General features: G+C 74.9%; 15 protein-coding genes. 8 read left to right on the forward strand and 7 right to left on the reverse strand.

The features are described from left to right. Positions 1–17: 17 nt before the first annotated feature. On the reverse strand, positions 18–1,139 hold the full coding sequence (locus ACGF0D_RS18830; protein ID WP_392917536.1) for a sugar kinase: 1,122 nt from the start codon (positions 1,137–1,139) through the stop codon (positions 18–20). Positions 1,140–1,361: 222 nt separating this feature from the next. Here ACGF0D_RS18830 and ACGF0D_RS18835 point away from each other — a divergent pair, with 222 nt between their 5' ends. The 5 genes from ACGF0D_RS18835 (at position 1,362) to ACGF0D_RS18855 (ending at position 8,080) form a co-directional block, all read left to right on the forward strand. After that, the gene (locus ACGF0D_RS18835) at positions 1,362–2,663 is read left to right on the forward strand and encodes an amino acid deaminase (RefSeq protein WP_392917539.1); all 1,302 of its coding nucleotides are present in this window, start codon (positions 1,362–1,364) and stop codon (positions 2,661–2,663) included. Continuing rightward, the gene (locus ACGF0D_RS18840) at positions 2,663–4,309 is read left to right on the forward strand and encodes an amidohydrolase family protein (protein WP_392917541.1); all 1,647 of its coding nucleotides are present in this window, start codon (positions 2,663–2,665) and stop codon (positions 4,307–4,309) included. The genes ACGF0D_RS18835 and ACGF0D_RS18840 overlap by 1 nt, the downstream gene beginning before the upstream one ends. Beyond that, complete coding sequence (locus tag ACGF0D_RS18845) at positions 4,306–5,046, forward strand: bifunctional 4-hydroxy-2-oxoglutarate aldolase/2-dehydro-3-deoxy-phosphogluconate aldolase (RefSeq protein WP_392917544.1); 741 nt, start codon at positions 4,306–4,308, stop codon at positions 5,044–5,046. The genes ACGF0D_RS18840 and ACGF0D_RS18845 overlap by 4 nt, the downstream gene beginning before the upstream one ends. Positions 5,047–5,253: 207 nt before the next feature. Further along, positions 5,254–6,858 carry an alpha-amylase family glycosyl hydrolase gene (locus tag ACGF0D_RS18850; protein WP_392917547.1) on the forward strand — a complete coding sequence of 535 codons (1,605 nt, stop codon included), beginning with the start codon at positions 5,254–5,256 and terminating at the stop codon, positions 6,856–6,858. Positions 6,859–7,027: 169 nt separating this feature from the next. Continuing rightward, complete coding sequence (locus tag ACGF0D_RS18855) at positions 7,028–8,080, forward strand: hypothetical protein (RefSeq protein ID WP_392917550.1); 1,053 nt, start codon at positions 7,028–7,030, stop codon at positions 8,078–8,080. Between the two features lie 165 nt (positions 8,081–8,245). Here the strand turns inward: ACGF0D_RS18855 and ACGF0D_RS18860 are convergent, their stop codons facing one another. Genes ACGF0D_RS18860 through ACGF0D_RS18870 form a run of 3 tightly spaced genes read right to left on the reverse strand, consistent with a single transcriptional unit; the run spans position 8,246 to position 11,105 of the window. After that, entirely contained in the window at positions 8,246–8,389 is a 144-nt protein-coding gene (locus tag ACGF0D_RS18860) for a hypothetical protein (RefSeq protein WP_392870257.1), read from the reverse strand. Further along, positions 8,386–9,582 (reverse strand): CaiB/BaiF CoA transferase family protein, encoded by a 1,197-nt coding sequence (locus ACGF0D_RS18865; protein WP_392917553.1) that lies wholly within the window; start codon positions 9,580–9,582, stop codon positions 8,386–8,388. The genes ACGF0D_RS18860 and ACGF0D_RS18865 overlap by 4 nt, the downstream gene beginning before the upstream one ends. Then, a complete protein-coding gene (locus ACGF0D_RS18870; protein ID WP_392917556.1) occupies positions 9,579–11,105 on the reverse strand; it encodes an APC family permease in 1,527 nt (508 codons plus the stop codon). The genes ACGF0D_RS18865 and ACGF0D_RS18870 overlap by 4 nt, the downstream gene beginning before the upstream one ends. A gap of 273 nt (positions 11,106–11,378) precedes the next feature. Here ACGF0D_RS18870 and ACGF0D_RS18875 point away from each other — a divergent pair, with 273 nt between their 5' ends. Continuing rightward, a complete protein-coding gene (locus ACGF0D_RS18875) occupies positions 11,379–12,131 on the forward strand; it encodes a FadR/GntR family transcriptional regulator (RefSeq protein ID WP_392917559.1) in 753 nt (250 codons plus the stop codon). Positions 12,132–12,391: 260 nt separating this feature from the next. On the opposite strand, the gene ACGF0D_RS18880 is transcribed toward ACGF0D_RS18875, so the two are convergent. Together ACGF0D_RS18880 and ACGF0D_RS18885 are read right to left on the reverse strand one after the other, a co-directional pair. Further along, positions 12,392–13,162, reverse strand: coding sequence for a (2Fe-2S)-binding protein (locus ACGF0D_RS18880; RefSeq protein WP_392917561.1), 771 nt, complete (start codon positions 13,160–13,162; stop codon positions 12,392–12,394). Positions 13,163–13,331: 169 nt separating this feature from the next. Beyond that, entirely contained in the window at positions 13,332–13,913 is a 582-nt protein-coding gene (locus tag ACGF0D_RS18885) for a hypothetical protein (protein WP_392917564.1), read from the reverse strand. Between the two features lie 188 nt (positions 13,914–14,101). On the opposite strand from ACGF0D_RS18885, the gene ACGF0D_RS18890 reads away from it, so the two are divergent. Beyond that, a complete protein-coding gene (locus ACGF0D_RS18890; protein WP_392917567.1) occupies positions 14,102–15,355 on the forward strand; it encodes a sensor histidine kinase in 1,254 nt (417 codons plus the stop codon). A gap of 28 nt (positions 15,356–15,383) precedes the next feature. On the opposite strand, the gene ACGF0D_RS18895 is transcribed toward ACGF0D_RS18890, so the two are convergent. Beyond that, positions 15,384–16,967 (reverse strand): purple acid phosphatase family protein, encoded by a 1,584-nt coding sequence (locus tag ACGF0D_RS18895; RefSeq protein WP_392917570.1) that lies wholly within the window; start codon positions 16,965–16,967, stop codon positions 15,384–15,386. 88 nt (positions 16,968–17,055) lie between these two features. Between ACGF0D_RS18895 and ACGF0D_RS18900 the strand changes: the two genes are divergently transcribed. Then, the gene (locus ACGF0D_RS18900; protein ID WP_392917573.1) at positions 17,056–17,766 is read left to right on the forward strand and encodes a response regulator; all 711 of its coding nucleotides are present in this window, start codon (positions 17,056–17,058) and stop codon (positions 17,764–17,766) included. Positions 17,767–18,110 lie beyond the last annotated feature (344 nt).

Raw genomic sequence — 18,110 nt, forward strand, 5'->3', positions numbered from 1 at the left:
AGGGCTGGGGTTCCTGCTCATTGTGCCCGGGTCCGGTCGGTGGACGGCGCCCGGTCGGTCTGGCGCCGGTGGCCGGCGGGCAGGGCCGGGCCGGTGATGCCCGCCGCGGTGACCCGGGTGGCGGCCCACTGGGCGGGGGTGGCGTCGAGCAGCGCCGTCACCACGGCGGCGTCCGGCAACTCGGCCTGGTCGCCGTGGGCGGTCAGGGCGCAGGCGGCGCTCAGGTGGCCGAGCCGCAGCCGGCGCCGCTGGTCCAGGCCCCGGACGGTGCCGGCCAGGTAGCCGGCCGCGAAGGCGTCGCCCGCGCCGGTGGCCTCGACCACCTCGACCGCGAGGGCCGGCTCGGTGACCGCCGTACCGTCCCGGTCCAGGACGGTCACCTGCCGGGCGGCCTCCTTGACCACGACGGTGGCCGGGCCGGGGAAGCGGCGGCGCAGGGCGGCCGGGTCGCCCGTGCCGAAGGCGGCCTCGGCCTCGTCCGCCCCGAGCAGCAGCAGGTCGGCGGCGTTCAGCAGCGGTGGCAGCACGGCCGGGTCGCGCTCGCGCCAGAGCGAGGGACGCCAGTTGAGGTCGAAGCTGACCGTCCGGTTCGGGCGGCGCTCGGCGAGCAGGCCGCGCAGCAGGGCCAGGCAGCCGTCGGAGAGGGCGGCGGTGATGCCGGACAGGTGCAGCAGTCGGGCGCCGACCAGCAGCGCGGCGGCGGCGGGGTCGGCGAGCAGGTCCGGGGAGAGCGCGGCGGCCGCGGAGCCCCGCCGGTGGTAGTGCAGCCGGCTGCGGCCGGGCCCGAGGTCGTGGCGGTCGCCGGTGGTGCCACCGACCTCCTTGAGGTAGAGGCCGGTCGGGCGGTGCGGGTCGACGGCGACCGCCGAGACGTCCACGCCTCGGGCGGCGACCTCGGCGAGCAGCCGGCGGCCGAAGCCGTCGTCGCCGACCCGGCTGATCCAGGCGGTCGGCACGCCGTGCGCGGCCAGCGCGCCCGCCACGTTGGACTCCGCGCCGCCGACGGACAGCCGGAAGCTCTCCACCGACTCCAGTGGGCCCGGGCGGTCCGGCAGCAGGACGGCCATCGACTCGCCCACACACACGGCCGTCGGGGGAGGACCGGGGCGGGTCGGGCCCTGGGTGTCCTGTCGCGGCATGTGTGGGGCTCCTCGTCTGCGGCCGTTCCGTCGAGAGCGGGCTCACCGGGCCGACTCGTTGCACGTCGGCGCCGCGTCGTCGGTGAGCGCCGGACGTGAGTCGACCCCGTTGACCGGGAGTCAGGTCCGTTGACCGTGATCCGGCGCCGATGCTAGAACCGTGTTGCCAGCATGTGCAACCCTCGTTGCACATGCTGCAACTTGTGCGGATGGAGGAAGACGGTGGAGCAGACCTTCGCAAGCAACGGCACCGGGCCGGGCATCGCCCGCGGGGCGGTGGCCGCCCTGGCCGACGAGCCGCTCGACTGGCGGTTCAAAGCCGCTCCGCCGCAGTCGTGGGGCCGCACCACGCGGGAGTGGCTCGCCACCGGCCCCACCCTCTCCACGCTCGGCACCCCGCTGCTCACCCTCGACGGCTCCGCCCTCGACCACAACGTCCGCACCATGGCCGACTGGTGCGCCGACGCGGGCGTCGCGCTCGCCCCGCACGGCAAGACCACCATGGCGCCCGCGCTCTGGCAGGCCCAGCTCGACGCCGGCAGCCACGGCATCACCCTCGCCAACCTGCCCCAGGTGCGGATCGCCCGGGCCTTCGGGGTGCAGCGCATCCTGCTCGCCAACACCCTGCTCGAACCCGCCGGACTGGCCTGGCTCGCCGACGAACTCGCCGCCGACCCGGACTTCGCCTTCCTCTCCTGGGTCGACTCCGCCGAGAGCGTGCGGCTGATGGACGAGGCGCTGCGCGCCGCCGGCGCCGAGCGGCCGGTCGAGGTGCTGGTCGAGCTGGGCGGTCCGGGCGGGCGGACCGGTGCCCGCGGCGTGGACGCCGCCGCCGAGGTCGCCGCCGCCGTGCTGCGCGCCCCCACCCTGCGCCTGGCGGGCGTCGGGGGGTACGAGGGCGCGCTCGCGCACGACGCCTCGGCCGAGGCGCTGGCCACCGTCCGCGGCTACCTGCGGGACCTCGGCGAGCTGTACGGCCGACTGGCGGACGCCTACCCGCAGGACACCCGGCCGATGGTCTCGGCCGGCGGCAGCGCCTACTTCGACCTGGTGGCCGAGGAGCTGGCGAAGCTGCCGGAGGCCTTCGTGGTGCTGCGCTCGGGCGCGTACATCGCCCACGACGACGGCTTCTACCGGGGCATCTCCCCGCTGGCCCGGCACGGCGGGCGGACGCCGTTCCATGGCGCGCTGCACGGCTGGGCCCGGGTGGTCTCCCGGCCCGAGCCGCAGCTCGCGCTGCTGGACGCCGGCAAGCGCGACCTGCCCTTCGACGAGGGCCTGCCCGAGCCGCAACGGGTACGCGGCGGAGCCGAGTTGACCGGCACGACGGCCCGGATCACCGCGCTCAACGACCAGCACGCCTTCCTCCGCGACGCGGGCGACCTCGCGCCGATCGGCGCGGTGCTGCGGCTGGGCGTCTCCCACCCGTGCACGGCCTTCGACAAGTGGACGGCGATCCCGGTGCTGGACTCCGCGGACGCGGCCGAGCCGAAGGTCACCGGCCTGGTCAGGACGTTCTTCTGATGCCCGGGGAGAGAACGGCCCGCCCGGACGCGGGGCGCGGCAGGGGAGCGACGGTCTTCCGCGGTGCCACCGTCGTGGACGGCACCGGCGCGGACCGCTACCGGGCGGACGTCCGGATCGCGGACGGCCTGATCACCGAGATCGGCGAGGGCCTCGACGCCCCCGAGGCGGTGGACGCCGACGGGCTGGTGCTGGCCCCCGGCTTCATCGACATGCACGCCCACTCCGACCTCGCCCTGCTGCTCGAACCGGAGCATCCGGCCAAGGTCACCCAGGGCGTCACCTGCGAGGTGCTCGGCCAGGACGGCCTGTCCTACGCCCCGGCGGACGACACCACGCTGCCCGCGCTGCGCCGCCAACTCGCGGGCTGGAACGGCGATCCGGACGGATTCGACTGGGACTGGCGGGACGTCGCCGGCTACCTGGACCGGATCGACCGCACCGGTGTCGCCGTCAACGCCTGCTACCTCGTCCCGCACGGCACCCTGCGGATGCTCGCCATGGGCTGGGCCAACCGACCGCCCACCTCCGGCGAACTCGACCGGATGCGGCAGGTGTTGGCGAAGAGCCTGCTGGACGGCGCGGTCGGCATGTCCAGCGGGCTCAGCTACACCCCCGGGATGTACGCGGACACCGCCGAGCTGGTCGAGCTGTGCACCGTCGTCGCGGCCTACGGCGGCTTCCACGCGCCGCACCAACGCTCGTACGGTGCGGGGGCGTTGGAGGGCTACGCGGAGATGGTGGAGATCGCCCGGCAGAGCGGGTGCGCGCTGCACCTGACCCACGCCACGATGAACTTCGGGCTCAACCGGGGCCGGGCCGGCGAACTGCTGGAGCTCCTCGACCGGGCGCTCGCCGACGGAGTCGACCTCACCCTGGACAGCTACCCCTACCTGCCCGGATCCACCACCCTGGCCGCGCTGCTGCCGAGTTGGGCCACCGAGGGCGGCCCGGCCGCGACGCTGGAGCGGCTCACCGACCCGGCGCAGTGCGCGAAGATCCGGTACGAGGTGGAGGAGAAGGGCAGCGACGGCTGCCACGGGGTGGTCACCGACTGGACGACGATCCAGATCTCCGGTGTGCGCGCGGCCTCGCTCGCCGGGGCGGTCGGCCGCACCGTCGCCGAACTGGCCGAGGAGGAGCAGCGGACCGGCACCGAGGTGTTCCTGGACCTGCTGCGCCGGGACGAGCTGGCCACCACGATCCTCCAGCACGTCGGGCACGAGGAGAACGTCCGGGCGATCATGCGCCACCGTGCGCACACCGTCGGCAGCGACGGGCTGCTGGTCGGCGCCCGGCCGCACCCGCGCGCCTGGGGCACCTTCCCGCGCTACCTCGGCCACTACAGCCGGGAGTTGGGCGTACTGACGGTGGAGGAGGCGATCGCCCGGATGACCGGGCGCCCCGCCGCCCGGCTGGGGCTGGACCGGCGCGGCCGGATCGCCCCCGGCCACCACGCCGACCTGGTGCTCCTCGACCCCGGGAAGGTCCGGGACGCCGCCACCTTCGAGCACCCCCGGCTGCCGGCCGAGGGCATCGAGTACGTGTACGTCAACGGCACCGCCGTCGTCCGGCAGGGTCGCACCACCGGCGCCCGGCCGGGGCGCGCCCTGCGTCGAACCGACCGAGGAACCCTGGCCATATGACCGAGCTCTCCGCCCCGACCGATCCCTCGCCGCTGCGTGAGCCGTCGAGCAAGCCGTCGAGCAAGCCGCCGAGCGAGCCGCCGGGTGAGCCGTCGAGCGAGCCGCCGCGTGAGCCGCTGCGCGAGCTGCTGCGCGCCGAACCCGTGATCGCGGTGGTCCGCGCGCCCCGGATCCCGGACGCCGCCGCGCTCTGCGACGCCCTCGCTGAGGGCGGCATCACCCTGACCGAATTCACCTACACCACGCCGGATGTGACGGAGCATCTGCTCAGGGCGTCGAGGGCGGGCCGGCGGGTCGGCGTCGGGACGGTGCTGACCGCCGAGCAGGCCCGGCGCGGGGTCGAGGCCGGGGCGTCCTTCCTGGTCACCCCGGGCTGCCGCCCCGAGGTGGCCGAGGCGGCGGCCGCCGCCGGGGTGCCGGTGGTGCTCGGGGCGCTCACCCCGACCGAGGTGGCGCACGCGGTGGACCTCGGCGCCGCCGCCGTGAAGATCTTCCCGGCCCGGTCGTTCGGCCCCGGCTACTTCAGGGACCTGCGCGGCCCGTACCCCGACGTGCCGCTGGTGGCCTCCGGCGGGGTGAACGCGGGCAACGCCGCCGAGTTCCTGGCGCACGGCGCGCTCGCGGTCTGCGCCGGGACGGACGTGGTGCCGCCGGACGTGGTCGCGGCGGGGGACTGGGCCGAGATCACCCGGCGGGCCCGGGTGTTCACGGCGGCCTGCGCGGGGGCGTTCTCGTAGGGGGGCGGGCTCGCGGCGGCCCGGTGCGGGCCTCGCCGCGGTGGGGGCCCCGAGGCGCAGGCGGCGGCGGGGCGAGGCGGGCTGTCGGGACGGCCGGGATTGGACGAGAATCGGGGGCGCCCCGGCTCGGCCCCGGCCGAGCCCGTCCCGGCTCAGCCCCGCCCGGCCAGGCCCCGGCCCCCCGGACCCCGGTAGGAGGAACCGCCCATGACCTCGACCCGCCCCGGCCCCGACTGGCTCGCCGACGCCGTGCTGTACCAGATCTACCCGCAGAGCTTCGCCGACTCCGACGGCGACGGCATCGGCGACTTCGCCGGCATCGCCGAGCACCTGGACCACCTCGCCTGGCTCGGCGTCGACACCGTCTGGCTCAACCCCTGCTTCGCCTCGCCGTTCCGCGACGCCGGGTACGACGTCACCGACTACCTCGCCCCCGCCCCGCGCTACGGCAGCGCCGAGGACCTGACGGCCCTGGTCGAGGCCGCCCGCCGCAGGGGCATCCGGGTCCTGCTGGACCTGGTGGCCGGGCACACCTCCGACCGCCACCCCTGGTTCCTGGCCTCCGCCGGGGACCCGTCCGACCACCGGTACATCTGGTCCGACCGCCCGGTGGACGGCTTCGTCGCCTCGCCCGGCAGCCGGCCCGGCTGGTACCGGCCGAACTTCTTCGACTTCCAGCCCGCGCTCAACTTCGGCTACGCGCGCAGCAGTTCGGAGGAGCCCTGGCGCCAGGCGGTGGACGCGGACGGCCCGCGCGCCAACCGGGCGGCGCTGCGCGCGATCATGGCGCACTGGCTCGGTCTCGGGGTGTCCGGCTTCCGGGTGGACATGGCCTACTCGCTGGTCAAGGACGACCCGGGCAAGGCCGAGACCGCCAAGCTCTGGACCGAGCTGCGGGACTGGCTGGACCGCGCCCACCCCGAGGCCGTCCTGCTCGCCGAGTGGGGCGACCCGGCCGCCGCCGTCGCGGCCGGCTTCCACGCCGACTTCTTCCTGCACTTCGGCGGGGAGGACGACGGCCTGCCCCTGCGATCGCTCTGGAACAACAACGGCGGGACGGTCGAGGAGTTCTGGCACCAGGAGGCCTGCTACTTCGAGGCCGAGGGCCGGGGCACCCCGCAGCCCTTCCTGGACGCCTGGCGCTGCGCCGCCGAACTCACCGAGGGCAGCGGGCACGTGGTGCTGCCCACCGCCAACCACGACTTCTCCCGCCTGGCCACCGGCCCGCGCACCGCGGAGCAACTCGCTCCCGCCTTCGCGTTCCTGCTCACCTGGCCCACCCTCCCGGCCGTCTACTACGGCGACGAGATCGGCATGCGCTACCTGCCGGGCCTTCCCGACACCGAGGGCAGCGTGCTCGGACCGCGGTTCAACCGGGCCGGCTCACGCACCCCGATGCAGTGGATGCCCGGCCCCACCGCCGGCTTCTCCAGTGCCCCGCCCGAGCGGCTGTACCTGCCGGTGGACCCGGACCCGCACCGCCCGGACGTGCTCTCCCAGCGCGCCGATCCGACCTCGCTGCTGCACACCGTCCGGCGGCTGATCGCGCTGCGCCGGGCGCACCCGGGGCTGGGCTCGGCCGGCGGGGTGGAGGTCCGGCACGCCGGCTACCCGCTGGTGTACACCCGGGCCGGGCGGTACCTGGTGGCGGTCAACCCGCGCCGGGAGCCGGCTTCCGTGCGCCTGTCGGGCCTCTCGGACCCGTCGGGTCGGCCGGGGGGCCTCCGGCCGCTGGACGTCCAGGGCGTGCGACTCGCGGACGGCGAGCTGCGGGCGGACGGGTTCTCGTACGGGGTGTTCGACCTGGGCTGAGTGCGGATGAGGGAGCCGGGCCGCGTCGGTCGGCGTGCGGGGCCCGGCTTCCGATCATCGCCGGATGGTTGTAAGCTACATCGATAGTTGGTTGCATTCACCACCCATATTGGTTGCATTTGCCACCTTCTGCCATCGAGAGACACCACCGGAGGACGGTACGAACGCCATGAGCACACCCCGGAACCCCGCCGCAGCGCCCACCCTGGGGCACTCGCTCAAGCACCTGGCCATCCACCTGATCACCCCGCTGCTGATGTGCCTGGGCATGGCACTCGCCTACCTGGGCGCCTTCCACCAGCCCGAGCCGCACCACCTCAAGGTGGCCGTGGTCGGCACCACCCAGCAGGCGCAGGGCCTGGCGCAGGCGATCCAGGGCAAGGCCGGGGATGCGCTCGACGTCCGCACCGTGGCCGACCGGGCCGCCGCCGAGCAGCAGCTGCGCGACCGGGACCTGGTGGGCGCCTTCGTACCGGACGCCAGGAACCCCGAACTGATCGTCGCCAAGGGGAACTCGGAGACCTCGGTGGTGGCCGCCACGGCGGTGTTCACCAACGTCACCGACCGGCAGGGCGTACCGCTGCACGTCACCGACCTGACCACCCCGGCCGAGGGCGACCCGACCGGACAGGGCCTGTTCTTCCTGCTGGTCGCGCTGAGCATAGGCTCCTACGCCAGCGTCGCGGTGATCGGTGCCGCCGGCGCCGGGCTGAGCATGAAGGTCCGGGCGCTGGTCGGGTTGGCGGTCTCGCTGGCGGTCAGTGTGATCGGGATCGTCACCGCCGGGCCGGTCTTCCACGTGGTCGACCACGACCTCGCGGCGGTCTGGGCGCTGGGCTGGCTCTACTCGGCGGGCATCGTGCTGATCGGCATCGGTCTGCACAGCTTCCTGCGGAAGTGGACCACGCTGGTCATCATGGTGCTCTTCGTGATGCTGAACTTCACCTCCTCCGGCGGCATCTACCGGCCCGAGCTGCAGAACGGGTTCTTCGGCGGCCTGCACGGCTTCTGGACGGGCGCCGGCTTCCTGGAGGGCGCGCGCAGCGTCCTGTACTTCGACGGCGGCGCGGGCCTCGGCGGGAACGTCGTGACCCTGCTGGTCTGGCTGCTGCTCGGCGGGGCGGCCGTGGTGGCCGCGGCGATGTACGAGGGCCGAGGGCGCCGTCCGGTGGAGACGCCGCAGGAGGCCGAGGAGGAGATGGAGGAGGCGGTCGCGGTCTGACCGCGCCCCTCGGAGGAGCTTCACCCGGTGCCACGGGCATCGGCACCGAAGGTGGGGATCGGAGGCCCGCGCCCGGCTCTGGACAAGCCGGACGCGGGCCTCGGCACGTGCCCGGACGGGTTCCGTCGACCGGGCGGCCGAACGGGTGCCCGGTTGGGGCGGGTTCTACCGGTAGGCGGCCTGCCCGGTGAGCGCCTGGCCGACCACCAGCGTGTGGATCTCGCGCTCCTCGTCGGTGAGCAGGGTAGCGAAGTCGATCAGGTCGAGCGGGTCGGCCAGGGCGGTGCCGGTGCTGTGCGGGGTGCTCATGGGTGGTCCTTGTCGTGCGTGGGCCCGTCGTGCGCGGGCGCGTCGTACGGGGCGTCCAGCCAGGCGGCCAGCTCGGCGGTGTGCTCGCCGAGCCGGGGCGGGGGCAGCTGGTAGCGGGGCGGGGTGCGGGAGAGGCCGATCGGGTTGGCGACCAGGTCCAGCGGCCGTCCGTCCGGGCCGGGCAGCGGCGCCCGGGGGTGCAGGCCGAGTGAGTCGGCGAGGTCGAAGGCCTCGGCCAGGTCGTTGACCGGGCCGCAGGGCACGCCGAGCGGGGTGAGCACGGCGAACCACTCGGCGGCGGTGCGGCGTTCGAGCCTGGCGGTGAGCTCGCGGGCCAGCGCGGTCACGTGCGCGACCCGGTCGGAGTTGGTGGCGAAGCTCGGGTCGTCGGCCAGTTCGGGGGCGCCCACGCCCTGGCAGAGCGCGGCGAACTGCCGGTCGTTGCCGACCGCGACGACCAGCGGGCGGTCGGCGGCGGTGAACACCTCGTACGGGGCGATGGACGGGTGGCGGTTGCCGAGGATGCCCGGCACGGCGCCGGCCAGCGTGTAGCCGGCGGACTGGTTGACCAGGCCGGAGAGCAGCGTGGAGAGCAGGTTCAGCTCCACCAGCTGGCCCCGGCCGGTGCTCTCGCGCTCGCGCAGCGCGGCCAGCACGCCGACCGCCGCGTGCAGCCCGGTCAGCACGTCCACCATCGCGACGCCGGTCTTCACCGGCTCGCCGGGGGCCGGCCCGGTCACCGACATCAGGCCGCCGACCGCCTGCACCAGCAGGTCGTAGCCGGGCAGTTCGGCGCCCCTGCCGGAACCGAAGCCGGTGATCGAGCAGTAGACCAGGCGCGGGTTGAGGGCCTGGGCGCGGTCCGGGCCGAGGCCGTGGCGGGCCATCGTGCCGGGGCGGAAGTTCTCCACCAGCACGTCGGCGCGGCGGACGAGTTCGACGGCGCGGGCGTGGTCGGCCGGGTCGCGCAGGTCGAGGGCGAGGGAGCGCTTGTTGCGGTTGACGGAGAGGAAGTAGGTGGCCTCGCCCTGGGCGTGCGGCGGGCCCCACGCGCGGGTGTCGTCGCCGGTGCCGGGCTGCTCGACCTTGATCACGTCGGCGCCGAGGTCGGCCAGCAGCATGGTCAGGTACGGCGCGGCGAGGACCCGGCCGAAGTCGGCGACCAGGACGCCGTCCAGCGGGAGCCCGGTCACGTCCGGCCCCCGGTCGCTCCGGCGGTGGCCGTCGCGCCGTCCGCGGCCGTGGCGTCGCCCGAGGGGGCGTCGCCACGCAGGTGCGGGCGGGCCAGCAGCAGGTAGAGGCCGCCGGCCGCGAGCACCACCACCGCCGAGAGCAGTACCAGGTAGTTGTCGTACCAGGCGGCGTCGGGGGTGCGGCCCCAGCAGATGTTGACGATCGCGGCGACGCCGTAGACCAGCGCGCCGACGTTCACCGCCAGGCCCCAGCGGCCGAGCCGGAAGTCCCCGCTCGGGCGCCAGCCGCGCAGCCGGGCCCGCAGGGCGGCCAGCACCACCATCTGGAAGGCCAGGTAGATGCCGATGCTGGAGAAGGAGATGATCTTCGTGAGGGCGCCCTCGGAGAGCGCCGAGGCACCCACGATGATCACGCCGGGCAGCGCCGCGGCGAGCAGCAGCGCGTACGGCGGCACCCGCAGCCGGTCCGAGACCGTGGCCAGCAGCCGGCTGCCCACGATCATCCGGTCCCGGGCGAAGGAGTACGTGAGTCGGCTCGCCGCCGCCTGGAGGCTCAGCACGCAGGACAGGAAGGAGATCAGCACCACGCCGATCACCACCCGGGCGCCGGCCGCGCCGAAGGCCTCGTGCAGCACCGTGGCCACCGGGTCCGTGTCGTCGCCGGAGACCACCGCCCCGATGTCCCGGATCGACATCACCAGGGCCAGGCTGACGCCGATCGCGGCCGCGCCGCCGACGTAGATGGTGCGCCGCATCGACTTGGGGATCTGTCGACCCGGGTTGGGCACCTCCTCGGCGACGTCGCCGCAGGCCTCGAAGCCGAAGAAGAGGAAGACCGCGATCAGCCCGGCGGCCAGGAAGGCGTCGGCGTAGTCGCCGTCGCCGCCCGCGCCGAAGCGGTCGAAGACCACGCCGAGGCCGTGGTAGCGGTGGGTCAGCAGCAGCCAGGCGCCGACCGCCAGGGCGCCGAGCAGCTCGGCGGCGAAGCCGATCATCGCCGCAGCCGACAGCACCCGGGTGCCCTTGAGGTTGATCACGGTGGCGAGGGCCAGCAGGCCGAGCGCGCACCAGACGGTCGTCGCGGTGCTCGGCTCGACGCCCAGCAGGACGGCCACGTAGGGGCCGGCGCCGTAGGAGACCGCCGCGATGGTGGACATCAGCGCCAGCAGGTAGACCCAGCCGGTCAGCCAGCCCCAGGTGCGGCCCCAGAGCCGGCGCGCCCACGGGTACACCCCGCCGGCCACCGGGAACTGGGCGACCACCTCGCTGAACACCAGGGCCACCAGCAGCTGGCCGAGGCCCGCGATCAGGAAGCTCCAGACCATCGGCGGCCCGGCGGTCCGGAGCGAGGAGGCGAAGAGTGTGTACACCCCGACGACGGGGGAGAGGTAGGTGAAGCCGAGCGAGAAGTTCGCCCAGAGGCTCATGTCGCGCTTGAACTCGGAGGTGTAGCCGAGGGCGGCCAGCCGTTCGGCGTCCGGGTCAGGGGAGTGGAGGGTGGCACGGGCACGGGCATCGGTCATGACCTGCTCCTGGGAACGTGTCGTGATGCGTGGGGAGCGCTACGGGGGTGCGGGGTGCTGTGCGGGCCGAGGTTGCGGGAAAACATACGAGATTGGGTTTCTAGCGGCAAGAGTGCGCGCTCGACCGGGAGGTACCCTGCGGGAAACATCCGGTCGGACGGTGAACCGGCGGCGACTCGGCAGTGACCAGGTGGCGAGCCGGGCGACGTGCCCGGTGACGACCGGGCGGCGGCTTGGTGGCGGCTCGGCGGCGGTGAACGAGGAGGGGCAGGCATGACGATCATCGGCAGTGCGACCCCGCTGCTCAGCGCCGTCCTCGCGCCGCTCGCCGACCTCGGGCGCGCCGACGCGGTGGCCCGCCGGATCACCGAGGCGATCGCCCTCGGGCTGGTCGCCGACGGGGACCAACTGCCCAGCGAGAACGACCTGGCCGACCAACTCGGCGTCGCCAACGGCACCGTCCGCGAGGCCCTCGCGCTGCTTCGCGAGGCCGGACTGATCGAGACCCGGCGCGGCCGCAACGGCGGCAGCTTCGTCCGCACCCCCGTCGAGGGCTCCCAGCACCTCCAGCTCGCCCGGCTGCGCGACCTCGCCACCGTCGACCTGCGCGACCTCGGCGACGAGGAGCTGGCCGTCTTCGGCACCTCCGCCCGACTCGCCGCCGAACGCGCCCCGGCGGACCTCGGCCCCAGGCTGACCCGGCTGGTGCACGACCTGCGGGACGCCGCCGGGCCCGCCGAGCAGCGCCGGGCCGACGCCCGCTTCCACATCGAACTCGCCGTCGCCGCCCAGTCGGTGCGGCTCACCCAGCTCGCCGTCCGGCTGCAGGCCGAGCTCGGCCCGCTGCTCTGGCTGCCCGCCCCGTACGGGCCGGACCAGGAGCGGTTCGCCGAGCAGCACCGGGAGATCCTGGTCGCCGTGCTGGCCGGCGACGCGGCCGGCGCCCGGGCCGCCGCCGAGGCGCACGCGGTGGCCTGTGTGCACCATCTGGTCCGGCGCCACCTGGAGTTGGCGGACGACGGCTGAGCCGGGGGCCGTACCGCCGTCCCGGAACCCTCACCGCCGCCGGAGCCCCCGATGACCAGCGCGTCCAGCGCCACCCTGCCCGCCGCCCCCGGGCTCGCCGCCGTCCGGCGGTGCGCCCGGCAGGTCGCCGCCGCCGTCGACGCGGTACTCACCGAACTGGACGGTGGTGCGGGGCTGAGGGGGCCGGCTGACCGGTGCCGACCGGTGCGGGCTGACCGGTGCGGCCCCCGGGTCCGGTATGACCTTCATTTGTGAAGGTATTAGTCGTTCCGCTTCCCGCGCCCGGGCGGCGTGCTGAAGCAGCAGTCCCCGCAGAGCCCGGCGCCCGGTCCGACCCGGTAGTAGAGGCAGCAGCTGTTCCGCCGGAACGCCGTGCCGCGCGGCCCGGTGCGCAGGGTGCCCGCGCCGGCCAGCGGCGGACGTTCCAGCAGCTCCGCCGCCAACGCCCGTGCGGCGACCGGTGCGTGGGCGTCCAGCACCCGCAGTGTCCCGGCCAGCGCGGACGCGGCGTTGCCCAGCAGCAGGCGCGGGGGGAGCGGGGCGAAGGCCCGGACGGCCGCCGCCAGCGGCTCCAACTGGCCGAGCAGAACGGCCTCGTGGAGTCGGTCGGCGAGCGTCCCAGGGGTCGGTTCTTCGGTCGGTCCGCCGATCGGCCCGTCGCCGGGCCGGGCGGGCTCCGGCGGGATCCACAGGTCGAGCGGGCCCTGGTCCGGGATCCGTACCCAGGCGTCCTCCAACGTCGGGACCGTACCCAGCAGCACGGCCGAGCCCAGCCCCACCGACCAGAAGCGGGCGGCCAGCCCCAGGTGCAGGATCGAGGCGGCGACCCGCGGTTCGCCCGTGCCGAGCCGCCGTGCCACCACCGGCAGCCGCGCCGCCAAGGGCGCGTCGGGCCCGGTGCCGTACAGCTCGGCCAGCGGCCGGAAGCCCTCGGGCGGCCGTCCGTCCGGCGAGGTGTCCAGTGCGAAGTACGGCCCGACGGCCGCGAGTCGGGCGTAGTCGGGCGGTCGCCGGTCGGGAGCGGTGCTCAACGGCCGTCCCCTGTGCGGTCGTTGAGCACCGCTCCCGCGCGTGACGGGGCGGTCGGGCGGTCGAGGGACAACGGTGCCTCCAGGTCTGCGGGTGCTCGGACGGTGGCGCGCGGCCCCCGTCGGCCCCGGTCGGATCCGAGAGGCCCTGGCAGGCCCGGTCGGCCGGGTGTCAGCCGCGCACGGAGAAGTCGCCACCGGTCGTGCGGATGAACGGTACCGTGCCCTGGCAGTCCGAGACCGGCTGGCCGAACACGCCCCAGACCCAGCCCATCCGGTCCCCGCGCCGTCCGTTGTCCTCCATCGAGAGCGCGACCTTCTGGCCGGTCAGCTCCAGGCCCGGGAACCACGGAGCCTCGCCCTTGGTGACCACCCCGGTGGCGATCGCCTCCCGACCGCCGACGGCCAGGCAGGTGATGTCGCCCTCGAAGTCGGCGACCAGCCGGCCGTCGGTGTGCACGTGGCGGACGTGGAAGTGGCCCGCGGTGCTGCGCGGGTCGGTGTTGGTGGTGGCGCGGGCGTCCACCGAGATCTGCACCGGGTCGCCCTCGAAGCCGTGGAACGAGGCGGTGAGGACGGTGTTGCCGGTGCCGCGCACGCTGACCGGCCCGAAGTCGCTCGCGGCGGCGGCCGGTTCCGCAGTCGATGGCGGTGCGGCGGGGGTCGTCGCGGCGACGGCGGCCGGTGCGGCGGTGGCGGCCGTCGCGGCCAGGAGGAGCAGCGAGACGGCGGTGGTGGCAAGACGGCGGTTCATGGCGGTTCGTTTCCCCTTCGGTGCGGGCGTTCCGGCGCGGCTGGTTCCGCGCCGTTGTTCCGGCGCCACCGATCCTGCTCCCGCCCGACCGGCCGGACCTCCCGCTGCGGAGGGGAGTTGGCGGCGGACCGCTCCCTCCGGAGGAGGAGCCCGCCTCCCCCGGGAGAGCTGCCCTTAGGCTCGGCCGGGTGCGCACCGACTCTCCCTTCGCCCGCTCCGAGGCCACCGACCCCGTGCGGCCGCGGCCGGCCCGGATCCGCCGACCGCTCGCCGCCGTCTCCGCGCTCGTCCTGCTGCCGCCCGTCCTGCTGGCGCAGCCCGGTGCCCGGGGAGCGGCCGCGCTGCTCGCCCTGACGGCGGTGCTCGCCGCGGTGGCGGCGCTGCTGCCGTGGCCGGCCGGGCGGATCACCCTCGGTCCGGCCGCCGCGGTGGTGGCCGCGGTCTCGCTGCTGGTCGACGTGGTCTACCCGGGGCCGTACCGGCTGCCCGCGTTCTGGCTGCCCTTCGAGTGGCTCGCCCTGCTCGGGCTGCTCTTCAGGGCCGTCCGCCGACTGCCCGACCGCTGGGCCGGCCCGGTCGGCGGCCTGGTCGGGCTCGCGGCCGTGCTGCTGCCGCTGCGGTTCGCCCTGCGCACGCCGCAGGGCGGCGCGGCCGGGCCGGTGGTCGGGGTGCTGCTCTCGCTGCTGCCGCTGCTCGGTGTCGCGGCGGCGGCCCTCTACCTGCGGGTCCTGGACGCCCGCCGGGAGCGTGCCGTCGCCCGGGCACGGCGCGAGCAGCGCCTGGAGGTGGCCCGGGGGCTGCACGACTTCGTCGCGCACGAGATCACCGGCATCGTGCTGGAGGCCCAGGCCGGCCAACTCCCCGGCCAGGAACCGGAGGAGACCACCGAGCTGCTGCGCCGACTGGAGGAGGCCGGGCTGCGGGCGCTGGACTCGATGGACGAGATGGTCGGCGCCCTGCGCGAGCCCGACGGCGGGGGCGGCGGGCCGGGGCAGGGGGAGCGCTCCTCGGTGGCGACCACCCGCCGGCTGGGCCTGACCGACCTCCCCGAGCTGGTCGCCCGCTTCGGAGCCACCGGAGCCACCGGCGCCCTGCGGGCCACCGCCGACCTGGCACCCGACACCGCCGGCCGGCTGTCCGCCGAGGCCGAGGCGACCGCGTACGCCGTGGTCCTGGAGGCCCTCACCAACATCCGCCGGCACGCCCCGCAGGCCACCGAGGTCACCGTCCGGGTAGCCCCCGGCCCGGACGGCGCCGTCGAGCTGACCGTCACCGACGGCGGCGGCCCCGCCCACAGGCCGCTGCTGCGCCGCCGCCCCGGCGCCGGCGGCACCGGCCTGGCCGGACTCGCCGCCCGCGCCGCCGCCCACGGGGGCTCGGTGACCGCCGGCCCGGGCACGCCCGCGGGCTGGCGGGTCAGCTGCTCCCTGCCGGGACGCTGAGGCGTGCCTCGGGGGCGGGTGCGGTGGGTCAGTGGCCCCGGCCGCCGCCGCGGGTGCCGCGCGGGCGGGTCAGGGTGAAGCGGTCGACCGGGACGAGGTCCCCGTACGGGCCGCTGACGGAGTAGTAGGTGACGCCGATGGTGGTCTGCCCGTTGTGGCCGCCCGGGTCGACGTCGAAGGACGCGAAGCCGTACGGGTTGTCGGCGTCCCGGAAGGCGGACCAGGGGGCGTCCTCGATCACGTACACCGGCGGGCGCTTGCCGGTGGCCGGGTCGACGGCGCCGACGCCGGTGATCACCCGGGCCTTGGGCGGGTCGAAGAAGAGCTGGTTGGACGGGGCGGAGGTGCCGCCGCCGCCGATGACCATGTGGACGGTGCCCTTGGTGGTGTCGATGGTCCGGGTGTCGGTGGAGACCGGGATCGGCGTGCGGGTGTCGGTCGGCTGCTGGCCGCGGATCGGGTGCGAGCGCTCGTAGTGGTGCTCGTGGCCGCAGACCACCAGGTCCACGCCGTACTTGTCGAACAGCGGCACCCAGGACTCGCGGATCCCGAGGTCGGCGCCGTTGAACTTGTCGGCGGTGGAGATCACCACCTGGTGCATGCAGACCACGATCCAGTCGATCTCCGGGTCGGCGTTGGCCACGATCAACTCCCTTTCCAGCCAGCGCTGCTGGGCGCCGCCGGAGTAGCCGTGGACGTAGCTGTTGCCGCCGTCCTGGTAGGCCACGTCGTCGTTGTTGAGGCTGATCACGCGCACCGAGCCGGCCGTGAACGAGTACCAGAGGCCGGCCGTCTCGGCGTCGGAGCGGGCGTCCGGCAGCTCGAAGTACGCCTGGTAGGCGCCGAAGCCGATCGGGCCGTTGCCCTTCTCGTTCTCGTGGTTGCCGGCCGCCGGCATCCAGGGGCGGTGGCGGGCCGAGCGGCTGTTGTTCTCGAACCAGTCGGACCAGGTGCGGACCCGGTCGGTGGCGATGTTCGCGTAGCAGAGGTCGCCGTTGAGCAGGTGGAACAGCGGGGCGATCCGCTCGACCCCGGCGGTGGTGTCGCCGGCGGCGGGGCTGCCGAGGTTGTCGTTCACGTAGCCGTTGGCGGTCTTCTTGCCCAGGGTGGGGGTGCCCTGGTCGCCGAAGCTGGTGAAGGTGAAGGCGGAGCGGCCGCGCGGGGCGGTGCGGACGGTGCCGAGCTCGGGGGTGGCGCCGTCGTGGACGGCGGCGTAGACGTAGTCCGTGTCGGCGTGCAGGCCGGTCAGCCGGGCGTGGTGCACCCGGACCTCGGTGCCGGAGGCGGCGTCCCGGTAGGTGCGGGTCGCGGCCTGGACCGTCCGGCCGAAGCCGTTGTTCGAAGTCCCGTACATCACGCGGGGGTTGCCGACCGAGCTGGTGGTGTGCCAGGAGACCACCACCTCGCGCGAGGCGTCCGAACCGAACTGGAGGTGCAGGCCCGCCACGCGCGGCGCGCCGGAGCGGCCCGGCCGCTGCCACAGCACCGGGGAGGCGGCGGCGGGGGTGGCCGAGAGGCCCGAGAGGGACACGGCGCCACCGAGGCCGACGCCGGTCGCACCGGCCAGGAGGCCGCGGCGGCTGACGGAGAGACGTCCACTGGATTCGTTCATGGCGGCCAGCCCACCGGACGAAGGTGAACCGCGCACGGTCCGCCGCGTGAACTTTCCCGCGGCTCACCCGTGCGCCACACTGCTGGGCGTGACGAGTGTGAACGGCGAGGGCCGGCGGGTGATCCGCACCCTGATCGCGGACGACCAGGAGGCCGTCCGGCGCGGTGTGCGAAGGATCCTGACGGCCCAGCCGGACATCGAGGTGGTGGGCGAGGCGGCGGACGGGCTGGCCGCGCTGGAGCTGGCGGCCGAACTGCGGCCGGACGTCGCGCTGGTGGACATCCGGATGCCGCGGATGGACGGGTTGGAGCTGACCCGGCGGCTGGCCGGCCCGGGGGTGGCGGAGCCGGTGCGGGTGGTGGTGCTGACCACCTTCGACCTGGACGAGTACGTGTACCCGGCCCTGCGGCACGGGGCGTCCGGCTTCCTGCTGAAGCGTTCCGGCCCGTCCCTGCTGGCCGAGGCGGTACGGGCGGCCGCGGACGGGGAGAGCCTGATCAGCCCGTCGGTCACCGTCCGGCTGCTGCGGCACGTGACGGTGCCGCGCCGTCAGGACCGCCGCCCGGACCGCCGCCCGGACCGCCGTCAGGCGGCGCCGGTGGTGTCGCTGACCGAGCGGGAGGTGGAGATCGCCGGGCACGTCGCGGCGGGCCGCACCAACGCGGACATCGCCGCGGAGCTGTTCATCTCACCGGGCACGGTGAAGACCCACGTCGCCAGCATCCAGCGCAAGCTCGGGGTGGCGAACCGGGTCGGGATCGCGGTGCACGCCTGGGAGATGGGCTGGGCGGCTCGGTAACGGCCACGGGCCCAGGAACGGCCACGGGCGCGGTGACGGCCACGGGAGGGACCACGGAAGGGAAGGGACGGGAACGCGTCCACGGGGCCGAGGGGATGCTCCGTGGACGCGTGGAACCTGTGAGACTGGGGTGGCCTCCGGACGTGGTGTCCTCCGGCCTGTAGTTCGATCGTCGACCGAGGTAGTGCCCAGCGGCAGACCCTGATCCGTCTCGATCTGTCGCCACTGCCTCCTGCGGTCGAACTATTTCAGCTGCCTCACAGGTCCATCTCCCATGATGCGCCTCCCACGAGCCGTGCACCAGGGGTGTACGGCACGAATCCGGGCAATTTTCACAACCCGGG

It is taken from the genome of Kitasatospora sp. NPDC048298 (genome assembly GCF_043201465.1).
Lineage (GTDB): Bacteria > Actinomycetota > Actinomycetes > Streptomycetales > Streptomycetaceae > Kitasatospora.